Source organism: Streptomyces sp. NPDC006450 (assembly GCF_040612195.1).
Classification (GTDB): Bacteria; Actinomycetota; Actinomycetes; order Streptomycetales; family Streptomycetaceae; genus Streptomyces.
In genome coordinates this window covers 1-13,567 of sequence record NZ_JBEXPT010000059.1, presented here as the reverse complement: position 1 = coordinate 13,567, position 13,567 = coordinate 1, and the positions used below count along the sequence as shown (strand labels likewise).

The 13,567-nt window shown below is 70.7% G+C and carries 12 protein-coding genes; 6 read left to right on the top strand and 6 right to left on the bottom strand.

The annotated features are described in order from the left end of the window. Window positions 1-219: 219 nt before the first annotated feature. From ABZY57_RS18995 to ABZY57_RS18985, 3 genes are all read left to right on the top strand, one after another. The gene (locus ABZY57_RS18995; protein ID WP_356513332.1) at window positions 220-1,167 is read left to right on the top strand and encodes an ABC transporter substrate-binding protein; all 948 of its coding nucleotides are present in this window, start codon (window positions 220-222) and stop codon (window positions 1,165-1,167) included. A 70-nt stretch (window positions 1,168-1,237) separates the two neighbouring features. Next, window positions 1,238-2,188 carry an amino acid ABC transporter permease gene (locus tag ABZY57_RS18990; RefSeq protein ID WP_356513330.1) on the top strand — a complete coding sequence of 317 codons (951 nt, stop codon included), beginning with the start codon at window positions 1,238-1,240 and terminating at the stop codon, window positions 2,186-2,188. An 11-nt stretch (window positions 2,189-2,199) separates the two neighbouring features. After that, on the top strand, window positions 2,200-2,952 hold the full coding sequence (locus ABZY57_RS18985) for an amino acid ABC transporter ATP-binding protein (protein WP_266960087.1): 753 nt from the start codon (window positions 2,200-2,202) through the stop codon (window positions 2,950-2,952). An 83-nt stretch (window positions 2,953-3,035) separates the two neighbouring features. Here ABZY57_RS18985 and ABZY57_RS18980 read toward each other — a convergent pair whose 3' ends face one another. Continuing rightward, a complete protein-coding gene (locus ABZY57_RS18980) occupies window positions 3,036-3,725 on the bottom strand; it encodes a class I SAM-dependent methyltransferase (protein ID WP_356513378.1) in 690 nt (229 codons plus the stop codon). Between the two features lie 178 nt (window positions 3,726-3,903). Here ABZY57_RS18980 and ABZY57_RS18975 point away from each other — a divergent pair, with 178 nt between their 5' ends. After that, a complete protein-coding gene (locus ABZY57_RS18975) occupies window positions 3,904-4,569 on the top strand; it encodes a CGNR zinc finger domain-containing protein (protein ID WP_356513328.1) in 666 nt (221 codons plus the stop codon). Here the strand turns inward: ABZY57_RS18975 and sodX are convergent. Beyond that, entirely contained in the window at window positions 4,473-4,940 is a 468-nt protein-coding gene (sodX, locus tag ABZY57_RS18970) for a nickel-type superoxide dismutase maturation protease (protein ID WP_356513326.1), read from the bottom strand. The two genes, ABZY57_RS18975 and sodX, sit on opposite strands and share 97 nt — an antisense overlap. 193 nt (window positions 4,941-5,133) lie before the next feature. On the opposite strand from sodX, the gene sodN reads away from it, so the two are divergent. Next, window positions 5,134-5,529: a superoxide dismutase, Ni gene (sodN, locus tag ABZY57_RS18965; protein WP_030709803.1), complete on the top strand. Its 396-nt coding sequence runs from the start codon at window positions 5,134-5,136 to the stop codon at window positions 5,527-5,529. Window positions 5,530-5,657: 128 nt separating this feature from the next. Here the strand turns inward: sodN and ABZY57_RS18960 are convergent, their stop codons facing one another. Further along, entirely contained in the window at window positions 5,658-5,843 is a 186-nt protein-coding gene (locus ABZY57_RS18960; protein ID WP_356513324.1) for a DUF6104 family protein, read from the bottom strand. A 146-nt stretch (window positions 5,844-5,989) separates the two neighbouring features. Here ABZY57_RS18960 and ABZY57_RS18955 point away from each other — a divergent pair, with 146 nt between their 5' ends. Continuing rightward, window positions 5,990-7,222: an HEXXH motif-containing putative peptide modification protein gene (locus tag ABZY57_RS18955; RefSeq protein ID WP_356513323.1), complete on the top strand. Its 1,233-nt coding sequence runs from the start codon at window positions 5,990-5,992 to the stop codon at window positions 7,220-7,222. A 64-nt stretch (window positions 7,223-7,286) separates the two neighbouring features. On the opposite strand, the gene ABZY57_RS18950 is transcribed toward ABZY57_RS18955, so the two are convergent. From ABZY57_RS18950 to ABZY57_RS18940, 3 genes are all read right to left on the bottom strand, one after another. Next, complete coding sequence (locus tag ABZY57_RS18950) at window positions 7,287-11,198, bottom strand: multifunctional oxoglutarate decarboxylase/oxoglutarate dehydrogenase thiamine pyrophosphate-binding subunit/dihydrolipoyllysine-residue succinyltransferase subunit (RefSeq protein WP_356513321.1); 3,912 nt, start codon at window positions 11,196-11,198, stop codon at window positions 7,287-7,289. 257 nt (window positions 11,199-11,455) lie between these two features. Beyond that, window positions 11,456-12,511, bottom strand: coding sequence for an ATP-binding protein (locus ABZY57_RS18945; protein ID WP_356513376.1), 1,056 nt, complete (start codon window positions 12,509-12,511; stop codon window positions 11,456-11,458). A gap of 35 nt (window positions 12,512-12,546) precedes the next feature. Further along, window positions 12,547-13,290, bottom strand: coding sequence for a response regulator transcription factor (locus ABZY57_RS18940; protein WP_356513319.1), 744 nt, complete (start codon window positions 13,288-13,290; stop codon window positions 12,547-12,549). Window positions 13,291-13,567: the final 277 nt, after the last annotated feature.

Genomic DNA, 13,567 nt, shown 5'->3' with positions numbered 1-13,567 from the left:
CAAAAGGACCAGGTCACAGCCGTTCGTGCGGCTCTGGGGGGCCTTGTCCGCAGTCCTGTTGGGTACGAAGCGGCTGCCGTTATCCGATTTTGACCTGACGAGCTGCCTGAATGACTCAGTCCGAATGGCAAGATGCCCCTAATCACACAAGGTCGCGACACTCGATGGGGCGTGCCCGACCGCATCTCGATGCTTTCCACCTGCCGGAGGAACCAGCTCATGACCGCAAGCACCACTCGCCGTACGACCGCCGCCCGGTCCCGGATCGCCGCGGTCGGCGCGATCGCGGTCGCCGGCGCCCTGATCCTCACGGGCTGTGGAGACCAGACCGAGAAGAACGGGTCCGCAGACGCCACCAAGTCCAACAGCGCTCCCCTCTTCTCCGCCCTGCCGAAGAAGATCCAGGACGCGGGCGTCATCAAGGTCGGTACGGACGCGGCGTACGCGCCGATGGAGTTCACCGAGGGCGGCAAGATCGTCGGTGTCGACCCCGACATCGCCGCCGCCATGGGCAAGCAGCTCGGTGTGAAGTTCGAGTTCACCTCGGGCAGCTTCGACGGCCTGATCACCTCGATCTACACCGGCCGCCAGGACGCGATCATGTCCTCCATCACGGACAACGAGAAGCGTCAGAAGGGCCTCGACGACGACGGCAAGCAGATCGGCAAGGGGATCGACTTCGTCGACTACTTCTCCTCCGGCGTCTCGCTCCTCGTCAAGAAGGGCAACCCGCAGGGCATCAAGTCCCTGGACGACCTGTGCGGCAAGACGGTCGCCGTCCAGCGCGGCACCACGTACGAGGACACCTTCAAGGCGCAGGCCACGAAGTGCGGTGACAAGAAGCTCACCATCGAGGCCTTCGACACCGACGCCGAGGCCCAGACCCGCGTCAAGGCCGGCGGAGCCGTGGCCGACCTGAACGACTTCCCGATCGCCGCCTACGCCGCGAAGACCTCCGGTGGCGGCAACGACTTCGAGGTTGCGGGCCAGCAGGCCGACGTCGGCCTCTTCGGCATCGGCGTCAGCAAGGAGAACACCCAGCTGCGCGACGCCCTGAAGCAGGCCCTCGACGCGACCATCAAGGACGGCTCCTACGCCAAGGTCCTCGAGAAGTGGAACGTCAAGGACAGCGCCGTGCAGTCGGCGACGGTCAACGCAGGCAAGTGACCCCTGCGGACCGGCGGGCGACCGTGCCCGCCGGTCCCTGTTTCCTTAGCTCCACTGAAGGGCAGTCACTGTGACTGACAAGATCGACAAGGGTCCGGCGGCAACCCCACCGGCCGGGCCCGGCGCCTCGGGCAACCCGTACGAGGCCATCAAGGCAATCCCGGTACGGCATTACGGCCGCTGGATCAGCGGCGCGATCGTCGTCGTGCTGCTGGGCTGGCTCGTCTACGCCTTCTCGCAGGGCAACGTGATCTGGAAGACGGTCGGGGACAAGCTCTTCGACCCCTCGGTCCTCAGCGGCCTGGGCAACACCATCGTGATCAGCGTGTCCGCGATGGCACTGGGCCTGGTCCTGGGCATCATCTTCGCGGTCATGCGCCTCTCGAAGAACCCGGTGACCAACACCGTCGCCTGGCTCTACATCTGGTTCTTCCGCGGCACACCGGTCTACGTCCAGCTCCTGGTCTGGTTCAACCTGTCGCTGATCTTCCAGTACGTGAACCTCGGCCCGATCTACAAGCAAGAGACCGTCGAGCTGATGACCCCGTTCATGGTCGCCCTTCTGGGGCTGGGCCTGAACGAGGGCGCCTACATGGCGGAGATCGTCCGCGCCGGCATCCAGTCCGTCGACGAGGGCCAGGCCGAGGCCTCGCACGCCCTGGGCATGACCCAGACGCAGACCATGCGCCGCGTGGTGCTCCCCCAGGCGATGCGGGTCATCATCCCGCCGTCGGGCAACGAGTTCATCAACATGCTCAAGACCTCCTCCCTGGTCTCCGCGGTCCAGTACACCGAACTCCTGCGGGCCTCGTCGAACATCGGCTCGACCGCCGGAGCCATCATGGAGATGCTGTTCGTGGCCTCCATCTGGTACCTGGCCCTCACCAGCGTGTTCAGCGTCGGCCAGTACTACCTGGAGCGCCGCTACGCCCGTGGGTCGCTGCGCTCCCTGCCGCCCACGCCGTTCCAGCGCCTGAAGGCCAACCTGAACATGTTCCGCCGTACGGAGGTGGCGAAGTGACCGCCCAGCCGATGGTCAAGGCCGAGGCCGTCCACAAGTCCTACGGCCCCGCCCACATCCTGCGGGGAATCGACCTCGAAGTCGCCCCCCGCGAGGTGTTCTGCCTGGTCGGCCCGTCCGGCTCCGGCAAGTCCACCTTCCTGCGCTGCATCAACCACCTCGAGCGCATCAACGCCGGCCGCCTCTCCGTCGACGGCCAGCTCGTCGGCTACAAGGAGAAGGCCGGCAAGCTCTACGAACTCAAGGACAGCGAGGTCGCGGCCCAGCGCCGGGACATCGGCATGGTCTTCCAGCGGTTCAACCTCTTCCCCCACATGACGGCCATCGAGAACGTCATGGAAGCCCCCGTCATGGTCAAGGGCGAGAGCAAGGCCGTCGCCCGCGCCCGCGCGGTCAAGCTCCTGGACCGCGTCGGCCTCGGCGACAAGGGCGGGAACTACCCCACCCAGCTCTCCGGCGGCCAGCAGCAGCGCGTGGCCATCGCCCGCGCGCTGGCCATGGAACCCAAGCTGATGCTCTTCGACGAGCCCACCTCCGCGCTCGACCCCGAGCTCGTCGGTGACGTCCTGGACGTCATGCGGGACCTGGCCGAATCCGGCATGACCATGATCGTGGTCACCCACGAGATGGGCTTCGCCCGCGAGGTCGGCGACAACCTCGTCTTCATGGACGGCGGCGTCGTCGTCGAATCCGGCCACCCCCGCGAGGTCCTCGGCAACCCCCAGCACGACCGCACCAAGGCCTTCCTCTCGAAGGTCCTCTAGGGCGGCGGCGATCCACGCGTGAGGGGCGGTACGGAAATCCGTACCGCCCCTCACGCGTGCCCGGCCCGACTGCCGGCCGGGTCCTACTTCAGGGCCAGCACCAGCCCGTCGGAAGGCGAGCGCCAGACCGTACGGGCCTCCGCGAAGCCGGCGCCGCGCAGCGCGGCCGCGTGCCAGGACTCCGGCGGGGTGTCGCCGTCGGCGTGCTCCCCGTAGATCTCGAAGCGGGCCCTCGTCGGCTCGGCGAGCACCGGGTCGGCCTCCGCGAGCGCCCACCACTCGCGCCAGTCCAGCGCGCCGGCCGCCTTCGCCCGGTCCATGCCGGCGTGCCGGTGGGCGCGCTCGGCGGCGTTGATCCGCGGGGTGGCGGGGTCGGGCATGTGGTCGGCGTTCATGAACACCCCGCCGGTGCGCAGCAGCGACGGGAGCTGCCCGTAGAGAGCCGCGAGGTCCTCGCTGGGCAGCCAGTGCAGGGCGGTGGCCGTCAGCACGGCGTCGTAGGAGCCGTGGGGGAGGGCCGTGCGCCAGTCGGGGTCCTTGAGGTCCGCGGTCACGAAGGTGACGCGGGCGTCGCCCGCGAAGTGGCCCCGGGCGATCGTCAACAGCGCGGGGTCGAGATCGACTCCCGTACTGGTGGATTCGGGGAACCGCTTGAGGACGCGGTCCGTGATACTTCCCGTACCGCACGCGAGGTCGAGCACCCGGGGGGCGGTGCCGACCAGCGCCTCCACCATGTCCAGCATCACCCGGAACCGCTCCTCGCGGTCCGGCATGTACCACTCCTGCTGCCGGTCCCAGCTGTCCTGCCAGGCCTGCCAGTCGGTCGGTGCCGCATCGGAGCGTGCCGTATCGGAGTCTGCCGTACCCGTCACGAAATCCTCCACGCGTAATACCCTCGAACATGTCTCAGCCGTTACTGGAGACACTAATCCGCAGCCGTAAGGACTACAAGTGGAACTGGCCCATTACTCGGACTACGCCGTGCGCCTGGTCAACACCGAGGAGCCGGCCCGCAACAAGGACTCGCTGACCTCCGTGGACGCCGTCCGCGCGCTCTTCGGCGTCAGCGTGCAGATGGCCCGCCGGGTCACGGACGGCGACGTCACCCGCTTCCGCAACGTCCGCGGCCGGCTGCGCGCCGTCTTCGAGGCCGCCGACGGCGGGGACCACGTCCTCGCCGTCGACCTGCTGAACTCCCTGCTCATGGAGTTCCCGGTCAGCCCGCAGATCTCCGGGCACGTCGCCGTCGAAGAGCACGGTGGGCGGGGTGCTCACGGTGAGCACCGTGAGCACGGCGGCCCGGACTGGCACATCCACCTGGCCGACCACCCCTCCAACGCCTCCGCCGGCTACGCCGCGATCGCGTGCTTCGGGCTGGCCTTCCACCTCACCGAGCACGGCCCGGACCGGCTCGGCCTCTGCCAGGCCCCGCCCTGCCGCAACGCCTACCTCGACACCTCCACCAACCGCTCCCGGCGCTACTGCTCCGACCGGTGCGCCACGCGCGCCAACGTCGCCGCCTACCGCGCCCGCAAGCGCCTGGAGGCCGAGGAGTCCGCCCGCAGCGGACGCAGCGCCGAGGAAGCCCAGGAGAGCCACGCCCTCAGCGAGCGCTGATCCCGCGCCGCGTGCTCCGGCCGGGGGCGCGGCCGGAAGCGGACCACCGCGGTCGCCAGCACGAGCTCGTCGGGGACCGGCCCGTAGTCCGTGCTGTCGCCCGTCTCGTTGTACGGGTTGTCGCCCAGCACCCACCAGCCGCCGGGGCGCCGCTCCACCGCCCGCTTGACGACCAGCAGGTCCTGCTGGAACGGGTGGCGCAGCACCACCACGTGGCCCGGCCGCACGGGGGCCCCGTAACGGACCAGCACCTGGTCCCCGCTCTCCAGCGTCGGCGCCATCGAGGGGCCCGTCACCTCCACGGTGCCGATCCGCTTCAACGGCGACTCCCACTCCCGCGTCCGGCCGCGCGAGCGCGTGCTCCCCGCCATCCGAGCCCTCCTTGACCGCCCTCGTCCACTCTTCGTGCCACCCCGCATGCTGCCGCACTCTTCCGTACATTCGGTCACCGGCCCGGGCACGCCCCTGGACTTTTGTCCCAACCCCACGGGGGCGGCCGAGAAATCGTCTTTCTCACGGAGTAATCTCCCCCTTGAGAAGACGATCACGAGGAGGACAAACTCCATGCTTTCCCGCCTCTTCGCCCCCAAGGCGAAGGTCTCCGCCCACTGCGATCTTCCGTGCGGCGTGTACGACCCTGCCCAGGCCCGCATCGAGGCCGAGTCCGTCAAGGCCGTGCAGGAGAAGTACCAGGCCAACGACGACGCCGACTTCCGCGCGCGCGCCATCACCATCAAGGAGCAGCGCGCCGAGCTCGCGAAGCACCACGTTTCCGTGCTGTGGAGCGACTACTTCAAGCCGCCGCACTTCGAGAAGTACCCGCAGCTGCACACCCTGGTCAACGACACCCTGAAGGCCCTCTCGGCCGCCAAGGCGTCGAACGACCCGGCGACCGGCGCCAAGGCGCTGGAGCTCATCGCCGAGATCGACCGCATCTTCTGGGAGACCAAGGCCGCCTGATCAGGCTCCGTGCCTGATCGGCCTTGTCCCGAGGACGATGACGAAGGGGCCCGACCGCACTGCGGTCGGGCCCCTTCGTCATGCCGCGCTGCCTGCGCGCGCGGAGCGTGCCGAGCGGGTCGCGCGTCCTACTCGTCTTCCTCGTCCTCGTCGTCCAGGCGGGCCAGCCACGTGGCGAGGCGTTCCACCGGGACCTCGAAGTCCGGGTTCAGGTCGACGAAGGTGCGCAGCTGCTCGGCGAGCCACTCGAAGGTGACCTCCTCCTCGCCGCGCCGCTTCTCCAGCTCCTCGATGCCGCGATCGGTGAAGTACAAGTCGGGCTCCGTGCGGTGGTCGGGTGTTCGGGTGTGTCCCGTCAGGATAATCCGCCTGCCCGCCGCGGCCGGACCTGACCGCTTTCCGCCGTTCGCGGCGCCCCACTTCAGGGCAGGGATGGAGGGGTCCGCGGCGGGAGGTATGCATGGATCACCCCGAGCCGAGCGACGACGTGCTGCGCGCACTGGGTTCCACCGAGCCGTCCGCCGAAGGGACCGAGCTGGTGCGCGGCGTACGGCGGGCCCGGCGGCTGCGGCTGCTGCGGGAGCTCGGGGAACTGCCCGGCGCCCGTACCGGGGAGGCTGCCGAGCGCTGGGCCCTGCTGGAGGAGGCCGGGCGCCGCGACCCGGGTGCGGTGGCCGACGTGGTGCACTATCCGGCCACCGGGGTGTGGGCGGAGGAGACCCTGCGCCGGCTGCGTACGCGGCAGGGGCCGCCCGCCGACCTCGGACACCTCGGGGCGCTCTGCGCCGCCGCGGCACTGCGCGCCGGGATCGGCTTCAAGATCACGCTGCGGCCCGCGCACGGACGCCTCGTCCTGCCCACCCTCGGACTGCTGCGGCCGGACCGGACGGGCCCGCTCGCCCTGACCGAGGGCTCTTGGGACCCCGGCCACCCGGAGGCGCTGGCCCTGCACGGACTGCCCGACGGGCGGACCGCCCTCGACGACCTGGACCCCTACCGCGCCCCGGGGGCGGTGCCCGCCGCGCGCCGGCTCACCCCCAAGGGGCACAAGCGCTGGGACACCCAGTGGTCCGGCGCCCTCACGCTGCTGCGCCGCTACGACACCGCCCGCGCGGAGGAAGTCGGGCGCCTGCTGCGCTGCGTGGTCCCGCTGTCCGGCAGCTCCCGGTCCCACGGCGGCACCCTGCCCGCGGCGGCGGGCTCCGTCCTCGCGCGGGCACAGCCGCCGCCCGCGCTGGCCGCGACCCTCGTGTACGAGGTGCAGCACGGGAAGCTGGCGGCCCTCGCGGAAGCGCTCCCCCTGCACGCGGCCGACCGCTCCGCACGGTACTGGGCACCCTGGCGGGCCGATCCACGGCCGCTGGAGGGGCTCCTGCGGGGCGCGTACGCGCGTCTCGGGCTGGCGGGCTACTGGCAGCGCGCGGCGCTCTACGGGGCCAGGGGGGCCTGGGCGCAGCACGCGCGGGTGCGTGCGCAGGTGGCGGCGGTGCTGCCCGTTCTGGACGCGTGCCCTGAACTCACCGCCGCAGGAAGGGTGTTCGTCGGAGCGATGGTGGCGGCGGAGCGGGGGATGGACGGCGTGCCGGCGCCGGGTACGCGGTACGCGGTGGCCCGCGGTGCGGTGGAGCGGGCCCGGACCGACTGGTGTGCGGCGCACCCGAACCTGGCCCCGTACGCGGCCGGATGCCCCTGAGCACGCCGGAAGGCCCGGCCCCCGAGGGGGGCCGGGCCTTCCACCGTCAGCGCGAGCGCAGGGCTCAGGCCTCGAAGACCTCGTTCAGGAGGAGCTGCTGCTCCGCCTGGTGGCGCTTGGCCGAGCCGACCGCCGGGGACGAGCCGTGCGGGCGGGAGATGCGCCGCAGGCGCTCGCCGGCCGGGATGTCCGCGCCGACCGCCAGGTCGAGGTGGTCGATCAGGTTGAGCGCGATGAAGGGCCACGCGCCCTGGTTCGCCGGCTCCTCCTGGGCCCAGATGTACTTCGCCGCGTTCGGGAACTTGGCGATCTCCGCCTGGAGCTCCGCACCCGGGAGCGGGTAGAGGCGCTCGATGCGGATGATCGCCGTGTCGGTGATGCCGCGCTTCTCGCGCTCGGCTTCCAGGTCGTAGTAGACCTTGCCCGCGCAGAAGACGACCTTGCGGACGGCGTTCGGGTCCACGGTGGAGTCGCCGATGACCGGACGGAACGAGCCGGTCGTGAACTCCTCCGCCTTCGACGCCGCCGCCTTCAGACGCAGCATCGACTTCGGGGTGAAGACGATCAGCGGCTTGTGGTGCGGGTTGTGGACCTGCCAGCGCAGCAGGTGGAAGTAGTTCGACGGGAGCGTCGGCATCGCGACCGTCATGTTGTCCTGCGCGCACATCTGCAGGAAGCGCTCCGGGCGGGCGGAGGAGTGGTCCGGGCCCTGGCCCTCGTAGCCGTGCGGCAGGAGGAGCGTGACGCCGGACGTCTGGCCCCACTTCTGCTCGGCCGAGGAGATGAACTCGTCGACGACGGTCTGCGCGCCGTTGACGAAGTCGCCGAACTGGGCCTCCCAGAGGACCAGCGCGTCCGGACGGGCCAGCGAGTAGCCGTACTCGAAGCCCATGGCCGCGTACTCGGAGAGCAGCGAGTCGTAGACGTTGTAGCGGGCCTGGTCGTCCGACAGGTAGAGCAGCGGGGTGTAGTCCTCGCCCGTCTCCCGGTCGATCAGGACCGCGTGGCGCTGGCCGAAGGTGCCGCGGCGGGAGTCCTGGCCGGACAGCCGGACCGGGGTGCCCTCCATCAGCAGCGAACCGAAGGCCAGGGTCTCGCCCATGCCCCAGTCGATGGTGCCGTCGTCGATCATCGCCGCGCGGCGCTGCAGCTGCGGCAGCAGACGCGGGTGGACGGTGACCGTGTCCGGGATGTTGACCTGGGCCTCGGCGATCCGCTTGACGACCTCCTGAGAGATCGCGGTGTTCACGGCGACCGGGAACTCCTGCGCGACCTGAGCGGGCGCCACCGGGCCGGCCGCGGGCTGCGTGGCGGCCTCGCGGACCTCCGCGAAGACCTTCTCCAGCTGGCCCTGGAAGTCCTGGAGCGCCTGCTCGGCCTCTTCCAGGGTGATGTCGCCGCGACCGATGAGGGACTCGGTGTACAGCTTGCGCACCGAGCGCTTCTTGTCGATCAGGTCGTACATCAGCGGCTGCGTGAACGCCGGGTTGTCCGACTCGTTGTGACCGCGGCGGCGGTAGCAGATGAGGTCGATGACCACGTCCTTGTTGAACGCCTGGCGGAACTCGAAGGCCAGGCGCGCGATGCGGACCACGGCCTCCGGGTCGTCGCCGTTCACGTGGAAGATCGGCGCCTCGATCATGCGGGCCACGTCGGTCGCGTACATCGAGGAACGCGAGGACTCCGGGGCGGCGGTGAAGCCGACCTGGTTGTTGATGACCACGTGCACGGTGCCGCCGGTGCGGTAGCCGCGCAGCTGCGACATGTTCAGCGTCTCGGCGACGACGCCCTGGCCCGCGAAGGCCGCGTCGCCGTGCAGGGCGACGGGCAGGACCGTGAAGTCCGTGCCGCCCTTGTTGATGATGTCCTGCTTGGCGCGGACGACGCCCTCCAGGACCGGGTCCACCGCCTCCAGGTGCGAGGGGTTGGCGACGAGCGAGACCTTGATCTGCTCCCCGTCCAGGCCCGTGAAGGTGCCGTTGGCGCCCAGGTGGTACTTGACGTCGCCGGAGCCGTGCATGGACTTCGGGTCGAGGTTGCCCTCGAACTCGCGGAAGATCTGCGCGTACGACTTGCCCACGATGTTCGCGAGGACGTTCAGGCGGCCGCGGTGGGCCATGCCGATCGCGACCTCTTCGAGGCGGGCCTCGGCGGCCGAGTCGATGACGGCGTCGAGCAGCGGGATGACGGACTCGCCGCCCTCCAGGGAGAAGCGCTTCTGGCCGACGTACTTCGTCTGCAGGAAGGTCTCGAAGGCCTCCGCGGCGTTCAGCCGGCGCAGGATCCGCAGCTGCTCCTCGCGCTCCGGCTTGGAGTGCGGGCGCTCGATGCGGTCCTGGATCCAGCGGCGCTGCTTCGGGTCCTGGATGTGCATGAACTCGACGCCCGTGGTGCGGCAGTACGAGTCGCGCAGCACGCCGAGGATGTCGCGGAGCTTCATCATCGACTTGCCGGAGAAGCCGCCGACCGCGAACTCGCGCTCCAGGTCCCACAGGGTGAGGCCGTGCTCGGTGATGTCGAGGTCGGGGTGCTTGCGCTGCTTGTACTCCAGCGGGTCGGTGTCGGCCATGACGTGGCCGCGGACCCGGTAGGAGTGGATCAGCTCGAAGACGCGGGCGGCCTTCGTGACGTCGTCGTCGTGCGAGGCGTCGATGTCCCGGAGCCAGCGGACCGGCTCGTACGGGATGCGCAGCGCCTCGAAGACGTCGTCGTAGAAGCCGCTCTCGCCGAGCAGCATGTTCGCGACGATGCGCAGGAACTCGCCGGAGGCCGCGCCCTGGATGACCCGGTGGTCGTAGGTCGAGGTCAGGGTCATGACCTTGGAGATGCCCAGCTTGTTCAGGGTGTCCTGCGAGGTGCCCTGGAACTCGGCGGGGTAGTCCATGGAGCCGACGCCCATGATGACCGACTGTCCGGGCATCAGGCGGGGCACGGAGTGCACGGTGCCCAGGCCGCCGGGGTTGGTGAGGGAGACCGTCACCCCGGTGAAGTCGTCCATCGTCAGCTTGCCGATGCGGGCCCGGCGGACGATGTCCTCGTAGGCCTGCCAGAACTCGAAGAAGTTGAGGGTCTCGGCCTTCTTGATGCCGGCGACGACGAGCTGGCGGTCGCCGTTGGGCTTCACGAGGTCGATCGCGAGGCCGAAGTTGATGTGCTCCGGCTTGACCAGGGTCGGCTTGCCGTCCTTCTCCGAGAAGGAGTAGTTCATCGACGGCATGGCCTTGATGGCCTGCACCATCGCGTAGCCGATGAGGTGGGTGAAGGAGATCTTCCCGCCCCGGGCGCGCTTCAGGTGGTTGTTGATGACGATGCGGTTGTCGAACAGCAGCTTCACCGGGACGGCGCGGACGGACGTGGCCGTCGGCACTTCCAGCGAGGCGTTCATGTTCTTGACCACCGCAGCCGCCGGGCCGCGGAGCGTCACCAGTTCGGGGCCGGCAGGGGCCTCGGTGGCGGGCGCGGCCTTCTGCGGGGCTACGGAAGGGGTGGCGGCCGGAGCGGCCGGGGAGGCGGGGGCAGCCGGTGCGGCGGCGGCCGGGGCCTGGGAGGTGACAGTCACAGCAGGGGCACCAGAGGGGGTGGCAGGTACAGGGGCAGGTGCTGACACGGGCGTCGTGGGCGCGGCGACGGGGGCGGCAGGTGTGACACTCGCCGTCCCTGTGGCGGCGTCGGAAGCCTGCGGAGTCGCGGCGGTGACGGGGGCGGCGGCCTGTGCGGAGGCGCCGTCCGTCGTCGCGGCGGGGGGAGCGGGCCGGTCCGTGGGCTTATCCGCCTTCACCGGAGCGACAGCGCCACCCGGCTTGTAGTCGGCGAAGAAGTCCCACCAGGCCCGGTCGACCGAGTTCGGGTCCTGGAGGTACTGCTGATAGATCTCGTCGACGAGCCACTCATTCGCGCCGAAGCCTGGGGCGGGGTTCTTCCCGCCTGATCCTGCTTCGGTCGTGGTGCTCGAGTTACTGGGGGACTGTGGCGACACGGCGGCAACCGCCCTCTTCCGCTTCACAAGGTATGGACAGCGGGAATAAAGGCTACGCCTCCCGGGCCGTGAGATGCAGACCGGGCGGGACTTACGTCGCGTAGGTCACATCGAACGGCGGGTTTCACCACCTGGAATGGCGGGAAACAAGCGTGGTTCGGGCAGGAGGCACCGCGGTTGCGGCCCCCTGGCTTCGCACCCCTGACGGACCCCGGCGCATGTGGCCGAGATCATGTCCTTCCCACTCGAACCCTACGTCAACCCGGCGGCTGCGAGCTGCCCGGAAGCGTGACGAGGATCCGGCAGCCCCGTGACGATTCGGCCACTCCGATGTGGCCCCCGTGCAGGCCGACCGCCCAGCGGGCGATGGCCAGGCCCAGGCCCGTGCCCCCGTCGCCGCCCCTCGCGCTGCCCCGGTTGAACCGCTCGAAGACCCGGTGGCGCTCCGCCTCCGGAATTCCGGGACCCTCGTCCCGCACCTCGAGCACCAGACCGCCGGGCGCGTCGCCCGCACGGGCGTGGACCGTGACCCGGCCGTGCGGGGGGCTGTGCTTGACCGCGTTGTCGATCAGGTTCGCCACCACCTGGTGCAGCCGCTCTGCGTCCGCGTACGCCGTCAGGTCCGGCGGGGACACGTCCAGGTGGAGGTGGACGTCGTTGCGGGTGTGCCCGCCCGAGCCCGAGGACAGCCCCGGCCGGCCGGCCGCCGCGAGGCCCGACTCCTTCAGCACCCCCGACAGGTACGGCCACACCTCGAAGCGGCGGGCCCGCAGCGGCACCACCCCGTTGTCGACGCGGGAGAGGTCCAGCAGGGTCTCGACGAGCCGGCCGAGCCGCTCGGTCTGCTTCAGGGCCGTGCGCATGGTCTCCGGATCGGCGGCGGAGACCCCGTCCACCACGTTCTCCAGTACGGCCCGCAGGGCCGCGATCGGGGTGCGCAGCTCGTGCGAGACGTTGGCGACGAGCTCCTTGCGGTGCCGGTCCACCGCCTCGAGGTCGTCCGCCATCAGATTGATCGTGGCGGCCAGGTCGCCCAGCTCGTCGCGGCGGCCCGCACCGCGCACCCGGCGCGTGTAGTCCCCGTGGGATATCGCCCGGGCCACGGTGGTCATGTCGTCCAGCGGCGCCGTCAGGCTGTGCGCCACGAACTGGGTGATCAGCATCGAGGCGATCACCGAGAACACCGTGATGAAGCGCACCTCGGTGGCCGTGCGCAGGGCCACCATCAGCAGACCCGTGGTGATGAAGACCGACACCACCACGAGCGTGCCCAGCTTGGTCTTGATCGAGAACGGGGAGAAGGGCCGCAGCACCCCGGGCGGCCGCTGCCCCGGCGGCCGGTAGCCGCTCACGGCTGCGCCGGTGTCTCCAGGGCGTACCCGACGCCGTGGACCGTACGGATCCGCTCGGCGCCGATCTTCCGGCGCAGCGCCTTGATGTGGCTGTCGACCGTACGGGTCCCCGACGCGTCGGCCCAGTCCCACACCTCGGCGAGCAACTGCTCCCGCGAGAGCACCGCCCGCGGGGTCCCGGCCAGGCACACCAGCAGGTCGAACTCCGTCGGCGTCAGGTGCACGTCCTCGGTGTGCACCCGGACCCGGCGCTGCGCGTGGTCGATCTCCAGATCGCCCAGGCGCAGCGTGGCTCCGCGCGGGGCGTGCGCGGCCACGTTGGCCCGCTCCACCCGCCGCAGGAGCACGTGGACCCGCGCGGCCAGCTCGCGCATCGAGAAGGGCTTCGTCATGTAGTCGTCGGCGCCGACCCCGAGGCCGACGAGCATGTCGGTCTCGTCGTCCCGGGCGGTGAGCATGAGCACCGGAACGGGCCGCTGGGCCTGGACCCGGCGGCAGACCTCCAGGCCGTCGAAGCCCGGCAGCATGACGTCCAGGACCAGCAGGTCCGGCAGCCAGCCCTCGGCCGCGGCCACGGCCGCCGGCCCGTCCGTAGCCGTCTGGACCTGGAAGCCCTCGGCGCGGAGCCGGGCCGCGATGGCCTCCGCGATGGTGCGGTCGTCCTCGACGACGAGTACCCGGCGCTGCGCGCCCGGGGTGGCCGCGGCGCCGTTGTGGGTGGTGGTGTGCGTCTGTTCCATGTCCCGCCCCTGAAGATCCCGCGTGGTAGGGGTGCAGCGTAGAGGAGCGGCTCCGCTCCGGCTATGACGGGTTCCGCATGCGGGTCCGCCGCACGGGGGCTCTGCCCCCGGATGCCCGCGCCTCAAACGCCGTCCGGGCGCATTCCGGCCGGCGCCGGGTGCCCGGACGAGAACGCCGGCGGGCCGGGGGCTGCGGCCCGCCCGCGGGCGGGGGAGGGGGGGCCGGGCGGGGGGCGGGGGGGCGGGAGGAACCCGACGCCCGCCCGGGCGCGGGGCG

Bases quoted from the DNA above. Each gene is read 5' to 3' on its own strand.
- ABZY57_RS18995 (WP_356513332.1), top strand. From the start codon at position 220: ATGACCGCAAGCACCACTCGCCGTACGACCGCCGCCCGGTCCCGGATC.
- ABZY57_RS18985 (WP_266960087.1), top strand. From the start codon at position 2,200: ATGGTCAAGGCCGAGGCCGTCCACAAGTCCTACGGCCCCGCCCACATC.
- ABZY57_RS18980 (WP_356513378.1), bottom strand. From the start codon at position 3,725: ATGCCGGACCGCGAGGAGCGGTTCCGGGTGATGCTGGACATGGTGGAG.
- sodX (WP_356513326.1), bottom strand. From the start codon at position 4,940: ATGGCGGGGAGCACGCGCTCGCGCGGCCGGACGCGGGAGTGGGAGTCG.
- sodN (WP_030709803.1), top strand. From the start codon at position 5,134: ATGCTTTCCCGCCTCTTCGCCCCCAAGGCGAAGGTCTCCGCCCACTGC.
- ABZY57_RS18955 (WP_356513323.1), top strand. From the start codon at position 5,990: ATGGATCACCCCGAGCCGAGCGACGACGTGCTGCGCGCACTGGGTTCC.
- ABZY57_RS18940 (WP_356513319.1), bottom strand. From the start codon at position 13,290: ATGGAACAGACGCACACCACCACCCACAACGGCGCCGCGGCCACCCCG.